This is a genomic window from Agromyces archimandritae (assembly GCF_018024495.1).
Classification (GTDB): domain Bacteria; phylum Actinomycetota; class Actinomycetes; order Actinomycetales; family Microbacteriaceae; genus Agromyces; species Agromyces archimandritae.
Map to the genome: position 1 here is coordinate 1090027 of NZ_CP071696.1, position 25879 is coordinate 1115905.

Below are 25879 nucleotides of genomic sequence, written 5' to 3' on the forward strand. Positions count from 1 at the left end.
GTTCTCTCTCTGCGGGTGGGGGTACGTGTGCGGGTGTGGATGCCGCGGCACACCGAAATGGTGTGTTCCCAGCCTAATCGGCGCGCCCGGTGGCGGGCGCGTCAGCCGATCGACATCGTCGTGTTGTCGATGAGGCGGGTGCCGTCGACAAGGGCGGCGACGAGCACGAGGGCCTGGCCGCGGAAGCCGTCGTCGACGGGCAGGAAGGTCTCGGGGTCGACGGCGACGAAGTAGTCGAGTTCGACGTCGTCGTGGTCCCCGAAGGCGGCGATGCCTTCGGCGAGGAGTTCGTCGACGCCGCCGCCGGCCGCACGGGTCGCCGCCTGCAGCGATTCGGCGAGCGCGAGCGCCGCGCGCCGGGCCTCGGGCGAGAGGTAGCGGTTGCGGCTGGAGAGCGCGAGGCCGTCGCGCTCGCGCACGATCGGCACCGACACGATCTCGACGGGCAGGTCGAGGTCGGCGACCATGCGGCCGACGAGATGGAGCTGCTGGGCGTCCTTCTGCCCGAACACCGCGATATCGGGGCTCGCGATGCCGAGGAGCTTCTCGACGACGGTGAGCACGCCGTCGAAGTGGCCGGGGCGGGCGGCGCCCTCGTAGCGGTCGCCGATGGGGCCGGCGTGCACGGTGGTGCCGGCGGAGCCGTCCGGGTACATCTCGGCCGCGTTCGGTGCGAAGACGAGGTCGACGCCTTCGGCGGCGAGGAGGGCGACATCGGCATCGAGGGTGCGCGGGTAGCGGCCGAGGTCTTCGCCGGCGCCGAACTGGAGCGGGTTCACGAAGATCGACACGACGACGCGGTCGGCCAGGCGCTTCGCTTCGCGGACGAGGGCGAGGTGGCCGTCGTGCAGGGCCCCCATGGTCGGCACGAGGGCGATGGATGCCCCGGGTCGCTCCCGGCGGAACGCGGCGATGCGCGTGCGGGTCTCGGCGATGGTCGTCAGCACGGCGGGGGCGGCTCCGGCATCCATCACCCGATCGTATCCTCGCCCGGCATGCCGTCGGGCGGCATCGCGTCGCCGATGTGGCGGGCGAGCGCCCGGTCGACGCTGCTGCGCACGAGGGGCGCGAGCACGCGGCCGGGGCTTTCGACGCCGATGCGCGAGAGGATGCCGGCGGACTGGTCGACGATCGCCGTCGAGAACGACACCGCCGTCTCGATCGCCTCGGCGTAGGCCGGCCGGTCCGCCTCGGCGACGACGAAGGGTTCGCCGCCCATCTCGACGGCGAGGGCCTGCGCGATCGGCAGCACCGGGCCCGGTGCGGTCACGGCGAACCAGCTGCCGTGGAGGCGGGCGAGATCCATGCTCGTGCCCGTGAACGACATCGCCGGGTGCAGGGCGAGCGGGATGGCCCCGGCGCGCATCGCGGGGGCGAGGACGTCGGTGCCGTGTGCGGCGTTCGTGTGCAGCACGAGCTGGCCGGGCTGCCAGAGGCCGGCGTCGGCGAGGCCCTCGACGAGGCCCGGCAGCTCGTCGCCCGGAACGGCGAGGAGGACGAGTTCGCTGCGTTCGACGATCTCGGGGATCTGCAGCACGGGGACGCCCGGCAGCATCGCCTCGGCGCGTTCGCGGCTCGCCTCCGAGACGGCGGAGATGCCCGTGAGGGCGTGCCCGGCGCCGGCGAGGGCGGTGGCGAGCACGGCGCCGACCCGTCCGGCGCCGATGGTTCCGACGCCGAGGCGTCCGGCCCGCTGTTCAGATCCCGGCATCGCGCGCCGCTCCTTCTCCGGTGCGCCCGACCGGCAGCTCGGGTCCTGCCGCCCGTGCGTCCTCCATCTCGGCCGAGACGACGGCGTCGACGGCGAGGCGTTCGAAGAGCGCGGCGGCCTCGAGCTCGTCGGCGGCCGGCAGCTCGGGGGTCACCGGCCCCGCGACGGTGTGCACGCGCACCCCGGCGAGCCGGAGCGCGCGTTGCAGCGGCCCGCGAGCGACGGCGACCGACTGCATGCGGGCGAGGGGCACGAGCACGAGGGCCCGCACGAGCGCCCCGGTACGGAACAGCACCGTGCCCTCGGCGAGCGCCCACGCGATCCGCCGCCGCGAGAAGGGCCGGAGCCATCTCGCCCGCTTCGGCACGCCCGTGTACCCGTCGCCGCTCCCCCGTCCGGTGAGGCCGGCATCCACGAGCCCGTCGAGTTCCTGGCCCGGCAGCAGCAGTTCGAGCACGCGCCGCACATCCTCCGCGGTGCCGACCGGCAGCACCGTCCAGCGGGAGCCCTGATCGTTGTTCGTCGCCGTCATGCCGGCGAGGTTCACCTGGATCATCCACCAGCCGAACGGCCGCCACAGGAGCCACTGCGACACCCGCACCGCGTGCACGCGGCCGGGCGGGATCGTCTGGTTGCCCGTCGACAGCAGCCCGTGCCCGATGCGGACGCCGTCGGGCGTGCCGGCGATCGTGTACCTGAGCGAACGGGTGATACGCGACCACGCGTAGCTCACGACGCCGATCGCGGCCGGCACGAAGGAGAACAGCACCCACGGGGTGCCCGCCACGATGCCCCACACGATGACGCCGATGATCACGAGCAGCCAGATGAAGGCGCCGCCGAGCGCCGTCGAGGCGAACACGCGGCCGAGCGGCAGGTGCACGACCGATTCCGGGGGTGCGAGGTCGGGGTCGAGTTCCGGGGCGAGGAAGTCGTCGACGCGGGCGTTCACGAAACCGCGGGCCGCATCGAGCCGGCGCCGCTCCTCGGCGGTCTCGGGCGTGCCGCCGAGTGGATGCCCCGGCTCGCCGCCCCCGCCGGGCGCGAGGGGCGCCGCGGGTGCGCCCGCGAGGGGTGCCGACGCGGCATCCATCGGCGAAGCGGCATCCACCGCGGCGTCGGGTCGCCCCCGCGCGCCGCCGCGGGCGGCCCGCGCCCCCGACGCCAACCGCAGGATGTCGCGCCGCAGCCCGTCTGCCGACGCGGACCCGAGGTAGGCGAGCGTCACATTCGCCGACTCCCCGGCGACGGCGACCTCGAGCTTGGCGGCGCCGAACAGGCGGGCGAACAGCGGCCTGGTGACGTTCACGCCCTGCACCCGGTCGAGGCGGGCGCTGCGGTGCGAGCGGAACACGATGCCGCTGCGCACCTCGACGGCGTCGCCGGTGATGCGGAAGCTGTGCATGCGCCAGGCGAGCGCATAGCCGGCGATCACCGCGATCACCACGACGAGGACGGCCAGCAGCGCCCAGCCGACGAAGCCCTGCGACACGACGGCGCCGACGGGGTCCTCGGCCCACTGCTCCTCTTCCCATTCGCTCACCTCGTCGCCCCACGGCGACGGGGCGCCGAAGACGCCGAAGAAGAACTCCACGAGCCGTTCGCGCAGGTTCGCGATGACGAAGCCGGCGATCGCGAGGAACACGAGCCCGCCGCGCAGGAACGGGCTCGCCGGGTGCAGGCGGTGCCATTCGCCGTCCGCGAGGCCCGCGGAAGCGCCCGGTGCGCCCGGTGCGCCCGGTTCGGGCGCGGTCACAGCCCCGCCCGGCGCGACTCGGCGAGCGCGACGAGTTCGTCGCGCAGCCGCTCCGCCTCCTCCTGCGGAAGCCCGGGCAGGGTGACCCCGGTCGCCGCGGCGGCCGTGACGAACTTCAGTTCGGCAAGGCCCAGGGCACGGGCGACGGGCCCCCGGTTGATGTCGACGAGCTGCATGCGGCCGTAGGGCACGGCGACCTGGCGCTGGAACATGATGCCGCGCCGGAAGAGCAGATCGTCTTCGCGCAGACGATAGCCGATCGAGCGCACCCGCCGCGGTTCGAAGGCGATCGCGAGGACGATGAGGGCGACGACGGCGATGCCCGGCCACAGCACCCAGTGCAAGCCGAGCAGGAAGTAGGCGAGGAGCGCGCCGGCGATCACGACCGCGAGCGTGATGAGCGAGCCGATGACCTCGACCACGACGAACTTCGGCGAGACCCGGCGCCAGTCGGCATCGACGGGTGCGGATGCCGGCGGCTCCGCCTCGTGCAGGGGCTCCCCGTCGGGCTGCGCGCCGGCGGGGACCTCGGAGCCCGGCACGTCGTCGTGGGGGGCGGGGTCAGGCATGGGCGTGCTCTTCCTGGTCGGGATCCTCGGGCGGCGGAAGCGTGCAGAACCACTCGGCGAGGAGTCCGCCCGCCGTGAGCGCCGCGGCGCCTGCGGCGGTGCCGACGGCGAGCCACACGTCCCCCGTGCTGACGACCGTGCGGGTCAGCAGGAACACCAGGATACCGAGCCCCATGCCGAGCACGAGCGCACCGCTCACGCTGCACGCCTTCGCGAGCACGGCGATCCGCATCGCCCGGAACGGTTCGATCCGCCGCTTCGACGCACCCGTGACGGCCCGGCGGATCGGCCAGGCCAGCGCGGCGACGACCGCGCCGATGATGAGGAGCGTGATCGGCAGCGAGATCGGCGGCACGAGCGCGTGCCGGCCCGCGGCGACGATCGCGAGGTCCATGAGGTAGCCGAGCACCACGCCGCCGCCGATGAAGGCGATGACGGTGCTCGGATGCGTGCGCTTCACGGCCGCACCCCGATCTCGTCGCCCACCGGCGTCATCTCGTCCTTCGCCGCCCGGCGGAGCGCTGCGATCGGGCCGAACCCCGGCAGCTCGGCGTCGGGTTCGACGTCGAGCCACGGCTGCAGGACGAAGGCGCGCTCGGCGGCGCGCGGATGCGGGAGCGTCAGCCGCTCGCCTGCGAGGATCATGCCGTCGACGTCGATGAGGTCGAGGTCGAGGGTGCGCGGCCCCCAGTGCTCGGTGCGCACGCGCCCGTGCGCGTGCTCGAGGGTCTGCAGCACGTCGAGCAGTTCGAGGGGTTCGAGGGTCGTCGCGACGAGCACGACGCCGTTCAGGTAGCGGGGCGCGGCGGCATCCGCACCCGCATCGGTGATCGCCACCGTCTCGTAGGACGGCGAGACGGCCAGCAGGCGGATGCCGGCGGTGCCGCCGAGTTCGTCGATCGCCGCCTCGAGGGTGGCGCGCCGCTCGCCGAGGTTCGCGCCGAAGGCGATGACCGCCCGCGACTCGCCGCGGCCCGGGCCGGCCTGCTCCGCCGCGGTCACGCCCGCCTCCGCACGATCGTGACCGACACGTCGTCGAAGGCGACCGGGATGGGCGCCTCGGGCTTGTGCACCGTGACCTCGACCTCGGTGACCGGGTCGTGGGCGAGCACGACGGCCGCGACCCGCTCGGCGACGGTCTCGATCAAGTCGACGGGGTCGGCGGCGACGGCGTCGTGGATCTGCTGGGCGAGCTGCCCGTAGTGCACGGTCGCGGCCAGCTCGTCCCCGGCGGCGGCCGGGGCGAGGTCGAGCGCGCAGCGCACGTCGATCACGAACGGCTGCCCCTGCTCGCGCTCGAAGTCGAACACGCCGTGATGGGCCTGCACCCTGAGGCCGGTGAGGGTCAGCAGGTCAGCCACGACGACCGCCCTCCCAGGCGCCCAGCACGTCCAGCGCAGCACGGGTGCCGCCCACGTCGTGCACGCGCACCCCCCATGCTCCGGCCTGCGCCGACAGCACGCTCACGACCGCCGTCGGCAGGTCGCGCTCCAGCACCGGTGCACCCTCGGGCAGCACACCCGCGAGGAACCGCTTGCGCGACGCCCCGACGAGGATCGGGTAGCCGAGCCCGGCGAGCACGTCGAGGCGGCCGAGCAGCTCCCAGTTCTGCGCCCCCCGCTTCGAGAAGCCGAGACCGGGGTCGAGGATGAGGCGGCCGGCATCCACCCCGGCGGCCAGCAGCGCATCCACCCGCACCGCGAGCTCGTCGCGCACCTCGACGGCGACGTCGCCGTAGTCGGAGAGCTCGTCCATGCGGTCGGAATGGCCCCGCCAGTGCATGGCGACGTACCAGGCGCCCGTCTCGGCCGCGATGCCGCCCATCGCCTCGTCGGCGAGCCCCGCCGAAACGTCGTTGATGATGTCGGCGCCGGCCGCGACGGCCGCCTCGGCGGTCGCCGCACGCATCGTGTCGACGCTCACCCGAAGCCCGCGTTCGGCGAAGGCACGGATGACGGGCACGACCCGGCGGAGCTCCTCGGCGGCATCCACCCTCGGGGCACCGGGCCGGGTCGATTCGCCGCCGACGTCGAGGATGTCGGCGCCGGCGGCGACGAGCTCGAGCCCGTGCGCGACGGCCCGCTCCTCGTCGAACCAGCGGCCGCCGTCGCTGAAGGAGTCGGGCGTCACGTTCACGACGCCCATCACGAGCGGCCGCACCGCCCCGGGCTGCACCTCAGGCATCGGCACCCCCGATCAGGGCCATGATCTCGGCGCGCTCGGCCGGCTCGGCGAGCACGCCGCGGCTGGCGATCGTCACCGTCGAACTGCGCTCCTGCCGGCTGCCGCGCGTCGTCACGCAGCGGTGCCGGGCGTCGAGGACGACGAGCACGCCCTTCGGGTCGAGGCCGGCGACGAGGGCGTCGGCGATCTCCTCCGTCAGCCGCTCCTGCAGTTGCGGGCGATTCGAGAGGGCTTCGACGACCGCCGGCACCCGGCCGAGGCCGACGACGCGCTCGTTCGGCAGGTAGGCGACATGGGCGGTGCCGACGAACGGCAGCAGATGATGCTCGCAGATCGAGCGGAAGGCGATGTCGCGCAGCAGCACCGCATCGGAGGTCGCCGGGATGCCGGCATCCGTCGACCCGATCGGCACGGCGTCGGCCAGCAGCGCCACCGGGTCGACGCCCTGCCCGCTGAAGAACTCGGCATAGGCGTCCGCGACGCGTTCGGGAGTGCGGGCGATGCCGGGCCTGGCCGGATCCTCGCCGATCGCGAGGAGGATCTCGCGGACGGCGCCGGCGATGCGCTCCCGGTCGATCTCGGCCATCGTCACAGCTCCTCGGGTCGGCGGGTGATCATCCTCCCACGGCTCACGCCGTCGCGGGCCTCGGGTTCGAACGCGGCGTCTTGCCGTCGATCGGGAGCTGCTTCGAGTCGATGCCGCCGTCGACCATGCCCTCGTCGATCGGCATCTTCTCCTTCGGGAAGGTGATCGGCGGGATGTCGGAGACCGGACGCTTGTCGCTCGAGAGCCACAGCGGCCGCTCGGGCAGCTTCTTGACGTCCGTGAAGATCTCGGCGATCTGCTTGTGGTCGAGGGTCTCGTGCTCGAGGAGCTCGGCGGCGAGGTGATCGAGGATGTCGCGGTTGTCGTTCAGCACCTGCCAGGCCTCGTCGTGGGCCTGCTCGATGAGGCCGCGCACCTCGGTGTCGACGCGCTCGGCGATCTCCTCCGAGTAGTCGCGCTGGTGGCCCATGTCGCGGCCGAGGAAGACCTCGCCCTGCGACTGGCCGAGCTTGACGGCGCCGACGTTCGCGCTCATGCCGTACTCGGTGACCATCTTGCGGGCCGTGCCCGTGGCCTTCTCGATGTCGTTGGCCGCACCCGTGGACGGGTCGTGGAAGACGATCTCCTCGGCGACACGGCCGCCCATCGCATAGGTGAGCTGGTCGAGCAGCTCGTTGCGGGTGACCGAGTACTTGTCCTCGAGCGGCATGACCATCGTGTAGCCGAGGGCCCGGCCGCGCGGAAGGATCGTGATCTTCGTCACCGGGTCGGTGTAGTTCATCGCCGCCGCGGCGAGGGCGTGGCCGCCCTCGTGGTAGGCGGTGATGAGCTTCTCCTTGTCCTTCATCACGCGGCTTCGGCGCTGCGGACCGGCGATCACCCGGTCGACGGCCTCGTCGAGGGCGCGGTTGTCGATGAGCTGCGCGTTCGAGCGCGCTGTGAGCAGCGCGGCCTCGTTCAGCACGTTCGCGAGGTCGGCGCCCGTGAAGCCGGGCGTCTTGCGGGCGAGCACCTCGAGGTCGACGCCCTGCGCGAGCGGCTTGCCCTTCGAGTGCACCTCGAGGATCTTCTGCCGGCCCTTCAGGTCGGGAGCGTCGACGCCGATCTGACGGTCGAAGCGGCCCGGGCGCAGCAGCGCCGGGTCGAGGATGTCGGGGCGGTTCGTGGCCGCGATCAGGATGACGTTCGTCTTCGGGTCGAAGCCGTCCATCTCCACGAGCAGCTGGTTCAGCGTCTGCTCGCGCTCATCGTGGCCGCCGCCGAGTCCCGCGCCGCGGTGCCGGCCGACGGCGTCGATCTCGTCGACGAAGATGATCGCCGGCGCGTTCTGCTTGGCCTGCTCGAAGAGGTCGCGCACACGGCTCGCACCCACACCCACGAACATCTCGACGAAGTCCGAACCCGAGATGGAGTAGAAGGGCACGCCCGCCTCGCCCGCGACGGCGCGTGCGAGCAGCGTCTTGCCGGTGCCGGGAGGGCCGTACAGCAGCACGCCCTTCGGAATCCGGGCCCCGACGGCCTGGAACTTGGCCGGCTCCTGCAGGAACTCCTTGATCTCGTTCAGCTCCTCGAGCGCCTCGTCGGCGCCGGCGACGTCGTCGAAGGTGACCTTCGGCGTCTCCTTCGAGACGAGCTTCGCCTTCGACTTGCCGAACTGCATGACCTTGTTGCCGCCGCCCTGCATGCTCGAGAGCATGATCCAGAAGAAGACGCCGATGAGCAGCAGCGGCAGCAGGATGCCGAGCATCGAGGTGAACCAGTTCGGCTGCGGGACCTCGTCGTCGAAGCCCTCCTTCGGCGCCGCCTCGTCGACGGCGGCGATGACGTCGTCGCCGCGCGGCGTCACGTAATAGAACTGGACCTGCTCGCCGAACTCCTCGTCGGCCTTCGTCAGGGTCAGATCGACGCGGTTCTCGCCGTCGACGATCTTGGCGGCCTCGACCTTGCCGTCCTTCAGGAACTCGAGCCCCTGCTGTGTCGTGACCTCACGGAACCCGGAGGCGGTGATGAGGCTGGATCCGATCCACACGGCCACGACCGCGAGCAGGATGTAGATGACCGGCCCGCGCAGGATCTTCTTCATGTTCATGGTGGTCACAGGCTACCGTGGCGCTGCTTAAGGGGGTCTGCATGTTCGCTGTCAGCGGGCGCGGAGTCGCGGGCAGGGCCGCTGGGGGCGCCCCGGCATCCACTCGCCGTCAGGAATACACGTGCGGCGCGAGGATCGCGACGTCGCGCAGGTTGCGATACCGCTCCGCATAATCGAGCCCGTACCCGACGACGAAACGGTTCGGGATGTCGAAGCCGAGGTACTTGACGTCGACGTCGACCTTCGCGGCGTCGGGCTTGCGGAGCAGGGCGCAGATCTCGACGCTCGCGGCGCCGCGGGAGCGGAGGTTCGCCTGCAGCCAGCTGAGCGTGAGGCCGGAGTCGATGATGTCCTCGACGATCAGCACGTCGCGGCCGGCGAGGTCGGTGTCGAGATCCTTCAGGATGCGCACCACGCCGCTTGAGGTCGTGCCGGCGCCGTAGGAGGAGACCGCCATCCAGTCCATCGCGATGTGCGAGCCGAGCTCGCGCGCGAGGTCGGCCATGACCATCACGGCGCCCTTCAGGACGCCGACGAGGAGGAGATCGCGGCCGGCGTAGTCCTCCTCGATACGACGGGCGAGCTCGGCGAGCTTGCCGTGGATCTGCTGCTCGGTGACGAGCACCTCGGTGAGGTCCGCCTCGATCTCGGTGGCGTGCATGCGCTCCCCTTCTCGCGTCGACTCGCCCGTTCGGCCGACCCGTCGAGTTTATCGCGGGCGGTTCGCGACCCCGTCCGCTCAGTGGTCGTGCGGCAGGATCTCGGTCGAACCGGTGGTGCTGAACACGAGGTGCCCGCGGGCGCGGGTGACGCGCACGCCCTGCGGCAGTTCGATGGGCCCCTGCCCGTGCCAGTCGGTGACGAGCCGGGCGACGTCGAGGGTCTGCGCCCGGCTCAGGTGCAGGCCGAACTCGCTCGCGGCGACGAGGCGCACGATCCGCTGCCGGATCGCCGCCGGGCTCGCGTCGAGGGCCGCGACCGAGACGGCGATGCCGGCCTCGGCCGGTTCGACGATCTCCTCGATGAACTCCTCGATCTGGTGGGCGAGGGCCGCCTCGTCCTCCCGCAGCTGTTCGGCGGTGCGGGCGAGGGCGTCGGCGATGCCGGGCCCGAGTTCGGCCTCGAGCACGGGCAGCACCCGTTCTCGCACGCGCACGCGCGCGTACGCGGGGTCGGTGTTGTGCGGGTCGTCCCAGGGTTCGAGTCCGGCGTCGAGGCAGGCCTGCCGGGTGTCGGCGCGGTGGATGCCGAGGAGCGGCCGGAGCAGCACGGCGCCGCCGCGTTCGGCGCGCACCGGCATCCCCTGCAGGCTCGCCGCCCCCGCCCCGCGCGCGAGACCGAGCAGCACGGTCTCGGCCTGATCGTCGAGGGTGTGCCCGAGGAGCACCGCGGCCGCCCCGTGTTCGCGGGCCGCGGCCGCGAGGGCGTCGTAGCGGGCCGTGCGCGCCGCCGCTTCGGGGCCGCCCGCGGCATCCACCCGCACCCGGCGGACCTCGACCGGGCCCAGGCCGAGACCGCGCGCGGCGGCCGCGGCGCGTTCGGCGACCTCGGCCGAGCCGGCCTGCAGCCCGTGGTCGACGACGACGGCGCCCGCGGTGAGACCGGCACGCGGCGCCTCGAATGCGGTCGCCGCCGCGAGGGCCAGGGAATCGGCCCCGCCCGAGAGGGCGACGAGCACGAGGGAGCCCTCCGGCATCCGCTCACGGGCGAAGGCGTCGCGGACGGCGCGGCGCACATCGGCGACGGGCGGCGTGAGGCGCGGCCGGCCGGCCGGCCGATCCGACTGAGGCGCGTGCGAAGGCATCAAGTAACCTTATTGCGCCGTGCGCGCGCGAAGCAGCCGACGGACCCATCACGCATCGAGGAGACACCATGGGCGAGTACGCCGCCGTCATCGAGATCCCCAAGGGGAGCCGCAACAAGTACGAGGTCGACCACGAGAGCGGCCGGGTGTTCCTGGACCGCGTGCTCTACACCGGTTTCGTCTACCCCACCGACTACGGCTTCTTCGAGAATACGCTCGGCGACGACGGCGACCCGCTGGACGTGCTCGTGCTGCTCGAGTACCCGCTGTTCCCCGGCGTGGGCGTGAAGGTGCGCCCGGTCGGCGTCTTCCACATGACCGACGACGGCGGCGGCGACGCGAAGGTCATCGCGGTGCCGGCCGGCGACCCGCGCTGGAACCACATCCAGGACGTCGAGGACATCCCCGAGTACACGCGCAAGGAGATCGAGCACTTCTTCGAGCACTACAAGGACCTCGAGCCCGGCAAGTGGGTCAAGACCGAAGGCTGGGCGAACGCGGCCGAGGCCGAGGCGCTCATCCAGAAGGCGATCGAGGCCTTCCCCGGTCACTGACCCCCGGCGGTCGAGGAGGCACACGTCTCACCGCCGGTCGAGTAGGCGCGCCGGCGCCGTATCGAGACCCACGTCCCACCCGCCGGTCGAGTAGGCGCGCCGGCGCCGTATCGAGACCCGGTGCCCGCCTCGTGGAGGTCTCGATACGCTCCTGCGTCACTACTCGACCGACGGAGGGCTGCTACCGACAGGGATGCCCACCCGCCGGTCGAGTAGGCGCGCCGGCGCCGTATCGAGACCCGGTACCCGGGCTCAGCCGGCGGGCCGGGCCGCGGCCGCCGGACTCCCCCAGATGAAGTACTCGCGCACGGGAACACCCTCGCGCGGGGCTTCGAGGATGGATCCGCCGCCGAGATATATGGCCACGTGGTAATAGTCGCCGTCGCCGCCCCAGAACAGCAGATCCCCGCGCTGGATCTCGCCGAGGCCGACGGCCTTGCCTTGCCCGGCGAGCGTGGAGAACTGGTTCGTCGCCGAGTGGGTGCCGATGGAGATGCCCGCTTGGGCATATGCCATCATCGACAGCCCCGAGCAGTCCCAGACGTCGGGGCCGGCGCCGCCGAGCACGTACGGTTCGCCGATCTGCGCGGCGGCGAAGGCGATCGCGGTCTCGACCGCCCCGAGGTCGGGGGCGGGGGCCGGCGCGGGAGCCGGGGCGGGCCCGGGAGCCGGGGCCGGCGCAGGCCCAGGTGCCGGTGCCGGATCGCCCGCACCCGGGGCCGGTGCGGGATCCCCGCCCGCGCTCTCCTCGGCGGCGCGCCGTTCCCGCTCGGCCTGCGCGGCGAGCGCCCGTTCGCGCTCCTGCCCTTCGGCGCGCTCCTGCTCGAGCGCGGCCGTCGTGTCCTTCAGGCGTGCGAGCTGCGCGTAGAGCTGCGTCGAGCGCTGCTGTTGTTCGGCGAGGGCGGCATCGGCGCGTTCCGCGGCGGCGTTCGCGGCATCCGCCCGCGCCTCCGCCTCGGCAGCGAGGCGTTGACGTTCCGCGGTCGCGGCCGCCGCCTGCTCACCGAGGGAATCGGCGGCATTGCGATCCTGCGCGGCCTGCTCCGCGATCTGCTGCGAACGCCTGCCGAGGGCCGTCGCGGTGCCGAGCCCGCGCAGCAGCCCGTCGGCATCCTCCTCGGCGAGCACGAGCGCCGCCGACAGGTCTCCGCCCGCCGTCTTCGCGAGGTGCGCGGCGATGAGGCCCGCACGCATCCGCGAGGTCTCGGCGGCTTCTTCGGCATCCGCCGCCTGCTCGCGGAGTTCGCGTTCGCGGTCGGCGGCCCCGTCGCGGGCGACGACCGTCTTGCGGTACGCCTCGCCCGCCTTCATCGCCTCGATGGATGCCGCCTCCGACGCCTCCCGCAGGCCGGCGAGCAGCCCGTCGATGCGGTCGATCTCGGTCTGGGTGGCGCGTTCGTCCTGCTTGGCGGCCTCGATCTCATCCCAGCTCGGGTAGTCCTCGGCGAGCGCCGGAGCCGCGATGCCGAGCGATGCGGTGACGGCGCCGATCGCCGTGCCGACCGCGGCCGTGCGCCGGCGGCGGCCCGCCGGCCGGGCACCCGCGGCTCGGTTGCGGCGACCGAGGCGACCGAACCGCTCAGCCAATGAACACCCCGCGCGCGGCCATGAACGACACCGGATCGATCCGATCCCAGCCCTCGTAGACCTCGAAATGCAGATGACAGCCGGTCGACGCACCGGTGGTGCCCGTCCAGGCGATCTGCTGGCCCGCTCCGACCCACTGGCCCGGCCCGACGAGGATCCCGCCGTCGACGATATGCGCATACCCGGTCGAGATGCCGCCGCCGTGATTCACCTTCACGAAGTTGCCGTAGCTGCCCGACCAGCCCGCGAACTCGACGGTGCCGCTGTTGGCCGCGAAGATCGGGGCCCAGCATCCCGTGCCGATATCGGTCGCGTAGTGGAACGGAGCGGAGCAGTAGCCGTTCTCGCAGATGACCTCTCGCGGCCCGTAATCGCCCGTGATGCCGCCGGATGCCGGAAGCGCCCACCCGCTCGTCGCGACAGCCGCCGGGCCGCCGTTCTCCAGGGCCTCCTGCCGGCGGCGCTCCTCTTCCTTGCGGCGGCGCTCCTCCTCTTCCTTGCGCTTGCGCTCGCCCTCCTCGTACTGGGCGACCGTCTTCTTCTCGGCGCTCTGCAGGAACTTCAGCTGCTCTTCGAGGCGGATCTTCTGCTTCTCGGACTCGGCGAGGGCCGCCTCGGCCTTCTGCTGGGCGGCGATCGCCCGCTGCAGCGCCTCTTCGGCTGCCTTGCGCAGCTTCTCCTGCTCGCCGCGCGCGACCTCGGCCTGATCGGCGAGGGACGCGGCGTTGTTCTGCGCCTGCGTGGCCTCTTCGTAGATGCCCGAGGTGCGCTCGACCATCTTCTCCATGTTGCCGAGCTTGGACAGCAGCGCCTGCGCGCCGGTCTCGGAAGCTCCCTCGAGGAGCAGGTTCACCGACAGATCGGTGCCGCCCGAGCGATACAGCTGCGCCGCGACCTGGCCCGCGTTCTGCTCCGCCTCGGCAGCCTCGGCGGCGCTCTCATCGGCCTGCGCCTGGATTTCGGCCGCGCGACGGGTCGCCTCGTCATACGCCTGCTGCGCCTCGAACAGTTCATCGGTGCGACGCTCCGCCTCGGCACGCGTGACGGCGACGTTGTCTTCGAGCTGGCCGATGAGCGACTTGATCTCGGAGACGGCCTCTTTGCCGGCCTTGGTGTCGGACTTCGCCTGCTCGACGTCGTCCCAGCTCGGGTAGTCGGCGGCCCACGCCGCGGGGCCGGCGACGTTCGGCAGGGTCGCGATGAGCACCGCGGCGAGGATCGCGGCGATGCCGCGCCTGCTGCGCGTCGCGCGGGGCTTCGTGCCGGGGCGCCTCGTGCCGGGGCGCCTGTGCCGGGGGCTCGCTCCGGCCGGCGGCCGGGCTCGCCGGTCCGTCTCGGTCGCTGCGATTCGGTGCATTGCATTCCCCGTCCAGGCGGGCCGGCCGGCCCGCTCGAGTCGCTCGTTCAGGCAAGAACGCGACCCACGGTAACAACGCGCGGCGGCCGCCTCGGGGATTTCCGAACCGCGCGCCGGGAACCCGTTCCGGGTGCGGATGCCCTGGCGCGACCCCGATTCGCGGGCGGCGCGGCCCTGTTCCGGGGGCGCGGTCGGCGGGCGTTCCGGGGGCATCCCCGCCCCTCCGAACGAGCCCGCTGCAGCGGCCAGCGCCCTCGTTTTGGAATCTCGCGTTCGACCACGTATGCTTGGCTGTCGGCGGTTGTGCCAGTCACAACCTCCGGCCCCATCGTTTAGCGGCCTAGGACACCGCCCTTTCACGGCGGCAGCACGGGTTCGAATCCCGTTGGGGTCACTGAACGGAACGTACAACTGAATATCTCCTGGCCCTGTAGCGCAGTTGGTTAGCGCGCCGCCCTGTCACGGCGGAGGTCGCGGGTTCAAGTCCCGTCAGGGTCGCCGAGGCGACAAGCCCTTTCCCATTACGAGAAGGGGCTTTCTCCTTCTCGCGGCGGCATCGTCTGCCCGAGGCTCTGTAGCTCAGTTGGTAGAGCGTTCGACTGAAAATCGAAAGGTCACCGGATCGATGCCGGTCGGAGCCACCATCGAAACCCCCGGCCCCGCCGGGGGTTTTTTCGTTTCCCGGTGTGCTGAGATCCGGGGCCGACAGCCCGTCGCCTCGATCAGCCGCGAGCTAAGCCCGATCGGTCCGCGGTCTGCACTGCAAATCGGTCCACGGTCTGCGTTGCCCTCTCGCCCTACTGCTGCGCACCTCTGCGCCGCGCCCGCGCGTACGCCCCCCTACATGCCCGCCAAGGTTCCGGAGATCGCCACGGATTCGGATGGAAATGGACGAATCCATCCGAATCCGTGGCGATCTCCGAATCCGTGGGTGAGCACCGAGACCAGGTGAGCGCCGAGGCAGGGGCTGGTTCCGAGGCCGGGGCCGACTCCGAGCCCGCGGTGAGCTCCGAGCCCGCGGCGGGCGGCGCCTCCGTGCAGCCGTTCTTCGCGAACGCTGCAACTGAATTCAGGCCATCGTGGTCGTCCGCCGGTCACGTCGGCCTGCTTTCGGTGACAGTCCGCCAGTTCAGCCTGCTTTCGCGCATCCCACCGCCCCGGCTGCGGCCGTGTGACCTGCGACGGCCGCATCAGCAGCGCAGCAGGCGCAAGGTGATGGAACACTTCTGTTCCGCTTCCCGTATATGGAACGAATCGCTTCCACGCCGCCAGGGCTTCGGAGATCGCCACGGATTCGGATGGATTCAGGCATTTCCATCCGAATCCGTGGCGATCTCCGGAACCGTGGTGGGCTCCCCGCGCCACGCCGTAGGGCTAGGACGGACGCGGTGCCGGGCGCAGGCGGGTGCGATGCCGGGCGCAGGCGGGTGCGATGCCGGGCTCAGGCGGGTGCCGGGCTCAGGCAGACGCAGTGCCGGGCTCAGGCGGCTGCGGCGCCGGCTCAGGCGGGGACGGCGTCGGCGACGAGGGAGGCCCAGCTGCGGTAGCCGAGGGCGGAGGGGTGGAAGCCGTCGCGTGCGAAGAAGTCGGGGCCCATATCGAGTTCGACGGTCGAGTCGACCCAGGTGACGCCGGGGCGGTCGCAGATGCGGCGCGAGACGGCATCCACTGCGGCGGCCCGGCCGGCGAGGTAGCGGCGAAGCGTGCGCGGGAACGCTTCGAAACGCTCGAACGGCGGGATGCCGGCCACGAACACGTGCGACGAGCGGGCAGTGAGGTCGTCGAGGATCCCGGACAGGTCGATGCCCCAGTCGGCGGGCAGGCGGGGCCATGACGGTGTTCGCGCGCATGCGCCGGCCCTGCAGGGCGGCGATCGGGAGCATGAGGGGGTTCATCGGGATTCCGTTCCGAGCAGCGATTCGACGGCGGCCGCGCTGCCGCGGCCGAGATCCACACCCAGGGTCTGCAGTTGCAGGACGAGGAGGCCGCGGCCGAGGAAGCTGGCGAGTTCGGCGGGGGTGGATGCGGTGAGCTCGCCGGTCTCGTGCAGCACGCCGGTGAGGATCGACCGGCAGCGGGCCGCGACCTCCTCGTCGCCGCGCGCCACGGTGCATGCCTGCCACCAGAGGCCGCCGACCGTGCCGTCGGCGACGAGTTCGCGGAACGCCGCCCCCATCGCCTCGAGCGGGTCGGCGTCGCCGGCCGAGTCGGCGGCCGTGCGGAACGCGTGGCGGATGCGCCGCTCGAGCTCCTCGAGGCAGGCGAGGAACAGGGCGCGGGACCCGCCGAACAGGCGGAAGACGTAGGGCTGCGAGACGCCGATGCGGTCGGCGATGCGCTGGGAAATGCAGGGTGCGGGGCGGGCAGGAGGCGGGGCCGGCAGGAGCCGGGGCGACGATGCACGGGCGCTCGGTGGATGCCGTCAGGCGGCCTCCGGGGCGGCGGAGCCCCCGGCATCCACTCGCACGAGGAACTCGGGCACCCGCGAGACCATGAGCCACGCCGGCAGGATGATCACGCACAAGAGCGGCAGCACGGCGATATCGCCGGCGACCGTCACCGCCATGAAGATCGCCAGCCATCCGTCTCGGCCGACGACGAGGATCATACCGAGCACCCCGCATGAGACCGCGAGGGCCAGCGGGATCGACGGCACGAGCGCGACCGCGAGCAGGCCGAGGGCCACCCCGATGAACGTCGCCGGGAACAGCCGCCCGCCCCGGAACGCCGCGCTCGCCGCCACGAGCAGGGCGAGGATCTTGACGCCGGCGATCGCGGCGAGCTCGGCCGAGGAGCGGCTGCCGGGGTGCTCGAGCAGCTCTGCCGTCTCCTCGAGGCCCTTGAACAGGGTGATCGGCCCGCCGATGATGCCGAGCACGCCGAGCACGAGTCCGCCGGCGGTGGGGATCAGCAGCGGATGCCGCAACGCGTGGAACGCTCGGTGCATCCGCGGGAACAGCCACAGCGCGACGAGCCCGATCGCGACCGTCGCGCAGGCGACGACCGCCCCCGAGAGGATGTCGACGGGGTGCGGGTCGCCGTAGCCGCCGACCGAGAACGCGAGCGGCGGCGCGCCCGTCAGCTTGAAGGTGATCGTGCCGGCCCCGGCGGCGACGAGCGGCAGGAACAGTTTGTCCCACAGCGAGCCCTCGCCCTTGATCGCGGCGGCCATGCCCGTGAACAGGAGTGCTGCTGCGACGGGGGTGCCGATCAGCGCGCCGAGGGTGGCGGATGCCGCGAGCATCAGCGCGAGCCGCGGCGGCACCCCCGGTGCGAAGCGGGCCATGAGCGCGACGAGGAGCGAACCGTTGATCGCGATGATCGGGCTCTCGGGGCCGAGGCTGACGCCGCCGGCGAGACCGATGATCGAGGCGAGCGCGATACCCGGCAGCACCTTCAGCGGCACGGCGGGCTGGATGAGTTCGACCGTCGCCGAATCGGGGCCGCCGTGGCCGGGCATGAGCCAGCACACGAGACCGACCGCGAAGCCGGTCGCGGTGAGCACGAGGAGGATCCACCACGGAGCGGCCGGATCGAAGCCGAGGGCGGCCGGCAGCGCGGTCCAGATGCCGGCCTGCAGCAGGGCCGCGGCCCGGTCGAGCAGCCACAGCACGAGCGCCGACGCGATCCCGATGACGATCGCCGGCAGCGACATCGACAGCAGCACCCGCGGCGTGAACGCGGGCCCGGCATCCCCCATGCGCCCCTCCCCCCGGTGGCGACGCTAGCACGCCCTCAGAGCTCGACGACCGTCATCCCGGAGGCCTGGCCGGCGCGGCCCATGGCCGCCAGTGCTTCGGGCACCTCGTCGAGGGCGATGGTGCGGCCCACGAGTTCGACGGGGCGGAACGCCTCCTCGGCGACGGCCGAGAGCATGCCGGGGTATTCGCTGACGGCCATCCCGTGGCTGCCGATGATCTCGAGCTCGCCGGCGATGACGGCTTCCATGGGCATCGCGGCCATCGCGTGGTCGCCGACCATGAGCCCGATCTGCACGTGCCGGCCGCGCTTCTTCAGGCTCTTCACCGAGGCGAGCGAGGTGTCGGTGCTGCCGAAGGCGTCGATCGAAACGTCCACCCCGCCGCCGGAGGCCTCGACGACCCGCTCGGCGGCCCCCTCGCCGCCGCGCACGGGCGTCGCGCCGAGCTTCTCGGCCGCGGCGAGCGCACCGTCCGAGACATCCACCCCGTACACCTCGACGCCCGCGGCGACCGCGATCATGATCGCCGAGAGGCCGACGCCGCCGCAGCCGTGCACGGCGATGCGTTCGCCCGGCTGCAGGCGGCCGCGCGTGACGACGGCGCGGTACGCGGTCGCGAATCGGCAGCCGAGCGAGGCGGCCTCGACGAAGCCGAGCGAGTCGGGCAGGCGGATGAGGTTCAGGGCCGCTTCGTGCACGACGACCTCTTCGGCGAACGAGCCCCAGTAGGTGAAGCCGGGCTGCTGCTGCGCGTCGCACACCTGCTCGTTGCCGGAGCGGCACTGCTCGCACGAGCCGCAGGCGCTGATGAAGGGGGCGGTGACGCGGTCGCCGACCGCCCAGCCGGCATCCGCCGGCACCTCGTCGCCGAGTTCGACGAGCTCGCCGGCGAACTCGTGCCCGGGCACGTGCGGCAGGGCGATGGTCTCGTCGTGGCCCATCCAGCCGTGCCAGTCGCTGCGGCAGAGGCCGGTGGCGCGTACGCGCACGATCGCGCCGCGCGGCGGGCAGGCGGGCCGATCGACGTCGACGAGCCGGGGCTCTCCCCCGAATTCCGTGTACTGCACCGCGCGCATGGTCCTCCTCGCCGGTTCGGGTTGTGCCTCAGCAAGTATGCCCGCCTGCGGGGGCCAGTGGTGACACGGGGTATGCCCGGGGCCGCGGATGCCCGGGCCGCGGATGCCCGAGCAGCGGATGCCCGGGCCCGCCTATTCGCCGGCGGCGAAGATGGGGCCGAGGGCGGGGGCGCGGGCGGCGGGGGTTCGGCGACGGTTTCGATGTGGGCGTCGGCGGGCAGTTCGCCGCGGAGGCGGGCGACGGCGTCGGCGAACTGTTCGTCGAGGGCGGCCTGGGCCGCTTCGGCGTCGCCGGCGCGGATCGCGTCGATGAGGGCGCGGTAGCTGGGGGCGATGTCGCTGCGGACGGAATAGCCGCCGGGAGCGCAGAAGGTGGCGATGCGGGTCTCGATCGCGAGGGTCGACATGGAGCGGGAGAGGCGCCGGCTGCCGGCCGCGTCGACGAGGGCGCGGTGGAAGGCGAGGTCGGCGTCGCCGATGGCGCGGGCGTCGTCGCCGGCGCTCGCGTGCTCGAGGGCGGCGAGCGCGGCGTCGAGGGCGTCGGCGGCGGATGCGCGAGCCGCGTCGCCGTCGCGGACGATGATGCGCACGGCCTGGCCTTCGACGGCGGCGCGGGCGTCGTAGACGTCCTGCACGTGGCGTTCGTCGATGATGCTGACGCGGAGGCCGCGGCCGGGCGTGGCGGTCAGCAGCCCCTCCTGCACGAGGCGCTGGGTGGCTTCGCGGAGCGGGCCGCGGCTGACGCCGAGCTGCGAAGAGATCTCGACCTCGCCGATGGGGCGGCCGACCGCGAGGGCGCCCGAGTAGATGGCACCCCGCAGCTCGATGGCGATGAGGTCGACGGTGGATGCCCGGGGCACCCGGAATACCGCGGCGCCCGTCGCAGCAGGCTTGTCGACGGTCTCTCGCTCGGCCATTCGGCTCCTTCCACCCGACGTCTATTCTCCCGCGCGGCGGGTGCGCCGGGGAACGCGTGGAGCCCGGTTCGGGCCGGGCGCGGCGGACGCGAGCGCGTCCACGGCATCCACCCCCGCGGTTGTCTTATTGTCGACAATCGTACATGCCGACGTTCTGATTGTGGAAATGTCGACGGCTCGTCGTAAGGTGGGCGGCGGCAATCACGAATCCGGACTGGATCAGCCGACCCCGCGCTCCGTCCCCCTCGCGAGCCCCATGCGGGAGCGGCGGTTCATCCAAGACCGAGAAGAGGAACCATGTCGAAGCGGACCACGAAGTCGCGCATCGCACTGACCGCCACCGCCCTGCTCTCCGCGGGCCTGCTCGCCGGATGCGCATCCGGCGGAGGAGGCGGCGAGGCATCCGGCGGCGGCGAGGACACGCTCGCCAAGCTGCAGGACGCCGGCAAGATCACCGTCGGCATCGCCGACGAACGGCCCTACTCCTGGGTCGAGGACGGCGAGCCCACCGGCGCCACCATCGCCATGCACGAGCAGATCTTCAGCGAACTCGGCATCGACGAGGTCGAGGTCGTCGAGGTCGACTGGAACTCGCTCATCCCCGGCCTGAACGCCGGCCGCTTCGACGCCATCAGCGCGGGCATGTCGATCCTGCCCGAGCGTTGCGAGCAGGCCGCCTTCAGCGACCCCGAGATCATGTACACGACGGCGCTCATGGTGCCCGAGGGCAACCCCAAGAAGCTCACCGACCTCGACTCCGTCAAGGAAGCCGGCGATGTGAAGCTCGCCGTGCTCTCCGGCGGCATCGAAGCCGGCTACGCCGAGAAGCTCGGGATCTCCAACCCCCAGTCGGTCGCCAACGCGCAGGACGGGATGGATGCCGTCGCCAACGGCCGCGCCGACGCCTTCGCGATGACGGCGATCTCGCTGAACTGGATGGCCGACAACGCGCCCGACGCCGGCGTCGAGACCACCGACGCCTTCGTGCAGGAGATCGACGGCGTCGCCCAGATCGGTGCGGGATCCACCGTCTTCCGCAAGGCCGACACGAAGCTCCTCGACGCCTACAACGAGGCGCTCGGCGAGATCACGGCCGACGAGCAGTCCTACCTCGACCTCGTCGGCGACTTCGGCTTCACCGCCGAGAACCTGCCGCCGGCCGACCTCACCACCGAGCAGCTCTGCGCCGGAGACCTCGGCTGACGATGGGTTCCGACTTCGCCGCGCTGGGAGCGGCGCTGCCACGGATCCTCGAGGGGATGCTCATCACCCTCGAGCTGACCGTCGGCGGCGCCCTCCTGGCGATGGCCATCGCCATCGGCCTCGGGCTCCTCGCGGGATCGAAGAACATCGTCGCGCGCGGCTTCGCCCGGGCCGTCATCGAATTCTTCCGCGGCACCTCGCTCGTCGTGCAGCTGTTCTGGCTGTTCTTCGTGCTGCCCCTGTTCGGCGTCGAGATGCCCGCGATGCTCGTCGGCATCCTCGCCCTCGGCCTGAACTACGGCGCCTACGGCGCCGAGGTCGTCCGCGGCTCGCTGAACGCGGTGCCCGCCGGCCAGTGGGAGGCCACGGTCGCCCTCAGCCTCTCCCCCATGGGCCGGCTGTGGCGCGTGATCTTCCCGCAGGCGTGGGCCCTCATGATCCCCTCGCTCACGAACCTGCTCATCCTCATGCTGAAGGGCACCGCCATCGTGAGCACCATCACGATGGTCGACCTGACCGTCGAGATCAACAAGCTCCGCGTCGACACCGACACCTTCTTCGCCTACGGCGTCGGGCTCATCCTGTACTTCGCGATGGCCTACGCGCTGACCCTCATCATGAACGCCCTCGAGGTGCGCGCCAAGCACCGCCTCGGCCGGGGCGAATCGCTCGGCGAGGCGCTGCGCTTCCGCACCCCCACCCGTGACCCCGAACGGGAGACCGCCGCATGACCGGACCGCAGTGGAACTGGAGCTTCGCGTGGGAGTCGCTGCCCGCGCTGCTCGCCGGCTTCTTCCAGGCGACCCTCGTCGTCACCGTGCTCGGCACCGCCATCGCCGCCGTGCTCGGCCTCGTCGTCGCCATCGTGCGCTACGTCGCCCCCGCCCCCGTCACGGCCGTCGTCACCTTCGTGATGAACTTCATCCGCATGACGCCGCTCATCGTGCAGCTGCTGTTCGCGTACTACCTGTTCCTGCAGGTGCCGCCGCTGACGATCGGCATCGTCGTGTTCGGCATCCACTACGCGACTTACATGGCCGAGGTCTACCGCGCCGGCATCGAGGGCGTGCCCGCCGGCCAGTGGGAGGCCGCGACGGCCCTGTCGCTGCCGAAGCGGCGCACCTGGTTCGCCGTCGTCATCCCCCAGGCCCTCCGCCAGACGATCCCCTCGCTCGGCAACTACGCCATCGCGATGTTCAAGGACACCCCGTTCCTGCTCACCATCGGCGTCGTCGAGATGGTGCAGGCCGGTCTCGTCTTCGGCGGCAACCACTTCAGCTACCTCGAGCCGATCACCCTCTGCGGCGTGATCTTCCTGCTCGCGAGCTACCCGACCTCGCTGCTCATCCGCAGATTGGAGAAGCGTCTTGCTTTCGCATCCTGATTCCGAGACCGAACCGGCACAAACCGGCCCCGACACCCGCTCGATCTCCCTCGCCCCGGCCGACTTCGACCAGGCCATCCGCTTCCAGGACGTCGAGAAGCGCTTCGGCGACCACGTCGTCCTGAAAAACCTGGACTTCACCGTCAACAAGGGCGACCGCGTCACCCTCATCGGCCCCTCCGGCTCGGGCAAGACGACGATCCTGCGCCTCGTCATGACGCTCGAGGAGGCCACCGGCGGCTACATCTTCATCGACGGCCAGCCCCTCACCCACGAGGAGCGGGGCGGCAAGCGCGTCGAGCTCAAGGAGCGCCACAAGAACGAGATCCGCAAGCGGATCGGCATGGTGTTCCAGCAGTTCAACCTGTTCCCGAACATGACGGTCATCGAGAACATCATCGAGGCGCCCGTGCACGTGCTCGGGCTCTCGAAGAAGGCCGCCAAGGAGAAGGCGATGGGCCTGCTCGAGCAGGTCGGGCTCGCCGACAAGGCCGACGCGCACCCCCTCGAGCTCTCGGGCGGGCAGCAGCAGCGGGTCGCGATCGCGCGCGCGCTTGCGATGGATCCCGAGATCCTGCTGCTCGACGAGGTCACGAGCGCCCTCGACCCCGAGATCGTCGGCGACGTGCTCGGCATCCTGCGCGATGTCGCCGAGACGACCGACATCACGATGCTCATCGTCACCCACGAGATGCAGTTCGCGCGCGACGTGTCGAACCGCGTGCTCATGTTCGACGGCGGGCACATCGTCGAGGAGGCCAGCCCCGAGGTCATGTTCACCGACCCGAAGGAGGAGCGCACGCGCGCGTTCCTATCGGCCGTGCTCGACCACTGAGCGGATCCCGCTCGGCCCCTGCGCGGGCCGGGGCGGGGTTCATGAGCGGATGCCGGGGCGCACCGGTATCCATGCACGCCGTGCGGCGGAGTCAGTCCCGCTCCGCCGCACGGCGTTCGCGCATCTTCGCCACGGGATGCGGCCGGTCGGCGACCTCCGAGGCGGTGCCGAAGCGCCGCCGATGCCAGAAGCCCAGCACCTCGATGAGCACGCAGGCGATCGGCACGACGATGACGGCATCGACGATCGTGTCGGTAGACGGCCATGCCAGTTCGAGGAAGTCGACGAGCCACGGGATCAGGAAGACGAGCACGAGGCCGGCGTACATCGCGACGACGACGCCCGCCTTGATCCATGTGAACGGGCGCGAGAGCACGACGAGGATCCAGAGGCCGATGAGCGCGAGCGTCGTCATGCAGGCGGTGCGCACCGCGTCCTCCCCGTCGCCGCCGGCGCGGGCCTGGCCCGAGACGATCGCGATGGATACGGCCACGACGAGGCCCGCCGGGATCGCGAACGACAGCGAACGCTGCAGGAACCCCGGCACATAGCGCCTCGCGTTCGGCAGCAGCGCGAGCAGGAACGCGGGGATGCCGATCGTCAGCCCGTCGGTGATCGACAGCTGCCGCGGCAGGAACGGGAAGGGCCACAGCAGGATGCCGAAGAGCACCGACATCGAGATCGCGTACGAGGTCTTCGACAGGAACAGCATCGAGACGCGTTCGATGTTCGCGATGACCCGCCGCCCCTCGGCGACGACGCCCGGCATGTGCGAGAACTTCGAATCGAGCAGCACGATGCGGGCGACGGCCTTCGTCGCCGCCGACCCGGACTCCATGGCGATGCCGATGTCTGCGTCCTTGATCGCGAGGGCGTCGTTGACCCCGTCGCCGGTCATCGCGACGGTGTGGCCGTTCGCCTGCAGGGCGTGCACCATGCGCTTCTTCTGCGCCGGCGTGACCCGGCCGAACACGAGGTGCTGCTCGAGCACCTCGGCGAGCGCGGCGTCGTCGTCGGGCAGCTCGCGGGCGTCGTAGCCGTTGCCGGCGTCGAGGCCGACCTCGCGGGCGACGGCGGCGACGGTGCGGGGGTCGTCGCCCGAGATGACGCGGACGCCGACGCCCTCCTCGGCGAAATAGGCGAGGGTTTCGGCGGCGTCGCCGCGCACGGCCTCGCGGAAGGTGAGCACGGCGACGGGGGCGAGCTGATGCGGGAGCGCACCGGCATCCGCCTCCGAGGCGCCGAGCACGTGCGCGCTGTGCGCGAGCAGGAGGGTGCGGCGGCCGTCGGCGGCGAGCCTGCCGGCGAGGGCGGTCGCCTCGTGTGCGGCCGCCCCGTGCGGGCCGTCTCCGAGGACGAACTCGGGGGCGCCGAGCACCCAGGTGCCCTCGGCGGGGCCGCCGAAGGACACCGCCGACCATTTGCGTGCCGAGGAGAACTCGATGCGGGCGACCGGTTTCAGCGCGGGATCTGCGGGGAACTCCTCGGCCAGGCAGCGCGCCGTGGCGTTCGCGTCGGGCTCGGCGCCGGCCCAGCCGAGGGCGAGCCGCCAGCCGGTCGGCTGCGATCCGCCGAGGGGGAAGGCTTCGTCGAAGACGACCTCGCCGCTCGTGATCGTGCCCGTCTTGTCGAGGCAGATGACGTCGACGCGAGCGAGCCCTTCGACGGCGGGCAGCTCCTGCACGAGCACGTTGTGGGTGCCGAGCTTCACGGCGCCGACGGCGAAGGCGATGCTCGTCATGAGCACGAGCCCGAGCGGGATCATCGCGATGACCGCGGCGATCGAAGCGACCGCGGCCGAGTTCCACGCGCCGCCGGCGATGGCCTCGGCCCAGCCGCCCGCGGCCTGCATGTTCGCGTTCACGACGATGAGGATGATCGGGAAGATCGCCCAGGTGATCCACTTCAGGATCCGGTCGACCGAGGAGCGCAGCTCCGAATTCACGAGCGAGAACCGTTTCGCCTCGGAGGCCAGGCGCGCGGCGAACGAGTCGGCGCCGACGGTGGTGACGACGGCGGATCCCTCGCCCCCGACGACGATCGACCCGCTCAGGACGGCGTCGCCCGGCTGCTTGTCGACCGGATCGGATTCGCCCGTGAGCAGGGATTCGTCGACCTCGAGCCGGGTGGCGGCGAGGATGCGCCCGTCGGCGGTGACCTGGTCGCCGGCGCGGAGCAGCAGCAGGTCGTCGCGGACGACGTCGGCGACGGCGAGCTCCTGCGTCCGCCCGTCGCGGACGACGCGGGCGCGCGGGGCGTGCATGAGCGCCAGCCGGTCGAGGGAGCGTTTCGCGTGGTATTCCTGCGTGACGCCGATGACGGCATTGGCGAGGGCGGCGAGGCCGAACAGGGCGTCCTGCCAGTGGCCGAGCACGAGGAGGATCGCGAACCCCGTGACGACGATCGCGTTGAACAGGGTGAAGACGTTCGCGCGGAGGATCGACCAGACGCTGCGGCTGGATGCGTCGGCGGCGGCGTTGGCGAGGCCGGCGCGCATCCGCTCGGCGGCCTGGGCCGCGGTGAGCCCGTCGGGGCCGGGCTCGACGGGTGCCGGGCCGGTGCCCTCGGGTGCGGATGCCGCCCCTGCCTCGTCCCCCATCGACCCC

The 25879-nt window shown here is 71.9% G+C and carries 24 protein-coding genes, 3 tRNA genes and 1 pseudogene; 8 read left to right on the top strand and 20 right to left on the bottom strand.

The window, feature by feature from the left end:
• Positions 1-101: 101 nt before the first annotated feature.
• The 12 genes from panC to tilS form a co-directional block, all read right to left on the bottom strand.
• Complete coding sequence (gene panC, locus G127AT_RS04940; RefSeq protein ID WP_210900643.1) at positions 102-971, bottom strand: pantoate--beta-alanine ligase; 870 nt, start codon at positions 969-971, stop codon at positions 102-104.
• Positions 971-1711 (bottom strand): Rossmann-like and DUF2520 domain-containing protein, encoded by a 741-nt coding sequence (locus tag G127AT_RS04945; RefSeq protein ID WP_210900646.1) that lies wholly within the window; start codon positions 1709-1711, stop codon positions 971-973. The genes panC and G127AT_RS04945 overlap by 1 nt, the downstream gene beginning before the upstream one ends.
• A complete protein-coding gene (locus G127AT_RS04950) occupies positions 1698-3467 on the bottom strand; it encodes a PH domain-containing protein (RefSeq protein ID WP_210900648.1) in 1770 nt (589 codons plus the stop codon). The genes G127AT_RS04945 and G127AT_RS04950 overlap by 14 nt, the downstream gene beginning before the upstream one ends.
• The gene (locus tag G127AT_RS04955) at positions 3464-4036 is read right to left on the bottom strand and encodes a PH domain-containing protein (RefSeq protein WP_210900651.1); all 573 of its coding nucleotides are present in this window, start codon (positions 4034-4036) and stop codon (positions 3464-3466) included. The genes G127AT_RS04950 and G127AT_RS04955 overlap by 4 nt, the downstream gene beginning before the upstream one ends.
• Positions 4029-4496 carry a DUF3180 domain-containing protein gene (locus G127AT_RS04960; protein ID WP_210900654.1) on the bottom strand — a complete coding sequence of 156 codons (468 nt, stop codon included), beginning with the start codon at positions 4494-4496 and terminating at the stop codon, positions 4029-4031. Before G127AT_RS04960 ends, G127AT_RS04955 begins: the two co-directional genes overlap by 8 nt.
• Positions 4493-5038, bottom strand: coding sequence for a 2-amino-4-hydroxy-6-hydroxymethyldihydropteridine diphosphokinase (gene folK / locus G127AT_RS04965; protein ID WP_210900657.1), 546 nt, complete (start codon positions 5036-5038; stop codon positions 4493-4495). The genes G127AT_RS04960 and folK overlap by 4 nt, the downstream gene beginning before the upstream one ends.
• Positions 5035-5397 carry a dihydroneopterin aldolase gene (gene folB, locus G127AT_RS04970; RefSeq protein WP_210900660.1) on the bottom strand — a complete coding sequence of 121 codons (363 nt, stop codon included), beginning with the start codon at positions 5395-5397 and terminating at the stop codon, positions 5035-5037. The genes folK and folB overlap by 4 nt, the downstream gene beginning before the upstream one ends.
• Positions 5390-6220 carry a dihydropteroate synthase gene (folP, locus tag G127AT_RS04975; RefSeq protein WP_210900663.1) on the bottom strand — a complete coding sequence of 277 codons (831 nt, stop codon included), beginning with the start codon at positions 6218-6220 and terminating at the stop codon, positions 5390-5392. Before folP ends, folB begins: the two co-directional genes overlap by 8 nt.
• Positions 6213-6806, bottom strand: coding sequence for a GTP cyclohydrolase I (gene folE / locus G127AT_RS04980; protein WP_210900666.1), 594 nt, complete (start codon positions 6804-6806; stop codon positions 6213-6215). Before folE ends, folP begins: the two co-directional genes overlap by 8 nt.
• A 43-nt stretch (positions 6807-6849) precedes the next feature.
• Complete coding sequence (gene ftsH / locus G127AT_RS04985; RefSeq protein ID WP_210900669.1) at positions 6850-8856, bottom strand: ATP-dependent zinc metalloprotease FtsH; 2007 nt, start codon at positions 8854-8856, stop codon at positions 6850-6852.
• A 109-nt stretch (positions 8857-8965) separates the two neighbouring features.
• Positions 8966-9517 carry a hypoxanthine phosphoribosyltransferase gene (gene hpt, locus G127AT_RS04990; RefSeq protein WP_210900674.1) on the bottom strand — a complete coding sequence of 184 codons (552 nt, stop codon included), beginning with the start codon at positions 9515-9517 and terminating at the stop codon, positions 8966-8968.
• 78 nt (positions 9518-9595) lie between these two features.
• Positions 9596-10660, bottom strand: a complete 1065-nt coding sequence (gene tilS / locus G127AT_RS04995) for a tRNA lysidine(34) synthetase TilS (RefSeq protein WP_210900678.1) — start codon at positions 10658-10660, stop codon at positions 9596-9598.
• Positions 10661-10728: 68 nt separating this feature from the next.
• On the opposite strand from tilS, the gene ppa reads away from it, so the two are divergent.
• Positions 10729-11214, top strand: coding sequence for an inorganic diphosphatase (ppa, locus tag G127AT_RS05000; RefSeq protein WP_210900682.1), 486 nt, complete (start codon positions 10729-10731; stop codon positions 11212-11214).
• 252 nt (positions 11215-11466) lie between these two features.
• Here ppa and G127AT_RS05005 read toward each other — a convergent pair whose 3' ends face one another.
• Positions 11467-12801: a C40 family peptidase gene (locus G127AT_RS05005; protein WP_210900685.1), complete on the bottom strand. Its 1335-nt coding sequence runs from the start codon at positions 12799-12801 to the stop codon at positions 11467-11469.
• Positions 12794-14158: a peptidoglycan DD-metalloendopeptidase family protein gene (locus G127AT_RS05010; protein WP_210900687.1), complete on the bottom strand. Its 1365-nt coding sequence runs from the start codon at positions 14156-14158 to the stop codon at positions 12794-12796. Before G127AT_RS05010 ends, G127AT_RS05005 begins: the two co-directional genes overlap by 8 nt.
• 321 nt (positions 14159-14479) lie before the next feature.
• Between G127AT_RS05010 and G127AT_RS05015 the strand changes: the two genes are divergently transcribed.
• The 3 genes from G127AT_RS05015 (at position 14480) to G127AT_RS05025 (ending at position 14802) form a co-directional block, all read left to right on the top strand.
• Positions 14480-14552: transfer RNA gene (locus tag G127AT_RS05015), tRNA-Glu, on the top strand.
• Between the two features lie 30 nt (positions 14553-14582).
• Positions 14583-14656: transfer RNA gene (locus tag G127AT_RS05020), tRNA-Asp, on the top strand.
• A gap of 70 nt (positions 14657-14726) precedes the next feature.
• Positions 14727-14802, top strand: a tRNA-Phe gene (locus G127AT_RS05025).
• 857 nt (positions 14803-15659) lie between these two features.
• Here the strand turns inward: G127AT_RS05025 and G127AT_RS05030 are convergent.
• The 5 genes and pseudogenes from G127AT_RS05030 to G127AT_RS16360 all read right to left on the bottom strand — a co-directional run.
• Positions 15660-15980 (bottom strand): GDSL-type esterase/lipase family protein, encoded by a 321-nt coding sequence (locus G127AT_RS05030; protein ID WP_342344067.1) that lies wholly within the window; start codon positions 15978-15980, stop codon positions 15660-15662.
• Between the two features lie 69 nt (positions 15981-16049).
• Complete coding sequence (locus G127AT_RS05035; protein WP_210900690.1) at positions 16050-16334, bottom strand: hypothetical protein; 285 nt, start codon at positions 16332-16334, stop codon at positions 16050-16052.
• A 246-nt stretch (positions 16335-16580) separates the two neighbouring features.
• Entirely contained in the window at positions 16581-17858 is a 1278-nt protein-coding gene (locus G127AT_RS05040) for an ion channel protein (protein ID WP_210900691.1), read from the bottom strand.
• A gap of 35 nt (positions 17859-17893) precedes the next feature.
• Positions 17894-18934 carry a zinc-dependent alcohol dehydrogenase family protein gene (locus tag G127AT_RS05045; RefSeq protein ID WP_210900693.1) on the bottom strand — a complete coding sequence of 347 codons (1041 nt, stop codon included), beginning with the start codon at positions 18932-18934 and terminating at the stop codon, positions 17894-17896.
• A 317-nt stretch (positions 18935-19251) separates the two neighbouring features.
• Positions 19252-19851, bottom strand: a pseudogene (locus G127AT_RS16360) (GntR family transcriptional regulator); the annotation flags it as partial.
• A gap of 297 nt (positions 19852-20148) precedes the next feature.
• Here G127AT_RS16360 and ehuB point away from each other — a divergent pair.
• The 4 genes from ehuB to ehuA are packed head-to-tail and all read left to right on the top strand — an operon-like array spanning position 20149 to position 23273.
• A complete protein-coding gene (ehuB, locus tag G127AT_RS05055; protein ID WP_210900695.1) occupies positions 20149-21054 on the top strand; it encodes an ectoine/hydroxyectoine ABC transporter substrate-binding protein EhuB in 906 nt (301 codons plus the stop codon).
• A 2-nt stretch (positions 21055-21056) separates the two neighbouring features.
• Entirely contained in the window at positions 21057-21785 is a 729-nt protein-coding gene (ehuC, locus tag G127AT_RS05060) for an ectoine/hydroxyectoine ABC transporter permease subunit EhuC (protein WP_210900697.1), read from the top strand.
• A complete protein-coding gene (gene ehuD, locus G127AT_RS05065) occupies positions 21782-22438 on the top strand; it encodes an ectoine/hydroxyectoine ABC transporter permease subunit EhuD (RefSeq protein WP_210900699.1) in 657 nt (218 codons plus the stop codon). Before ehuC ends, ehuD begins: the two co-directional genes overlap by 4 nt.
• Before the next feature lie 43 nt (positions 22439-22481).
• Entirely contained in the window at positions 22482-23273 is a 792-nt protein-coding gene (gene ehuA / locus G127AT_RS05070) for an ectoine/hydroxyectoine ABC transporter ATP-binding protein EhuA (RefSeq protein WP_280527618.1), read from the top strand.
• A gap of 91 nt (positions 23274-23364) precedes the next feature.
• On the opposite strand, the gene G127AT_RS05075 is transcribed toward ehuA, so the two are convergent.
• Positions 23365-25872, bottom strand: a complete 2508-nt coding sequence (locus tag G127AT_RS05075) for an HAD-IC family P-type ATPase (RefSeq protein ID WP_210900701.1) — start codon at positions 25870-25872, stop codon at positions 23365-23367.
• Positions 25873-25879: the final 7 nt, after the last annotated feature.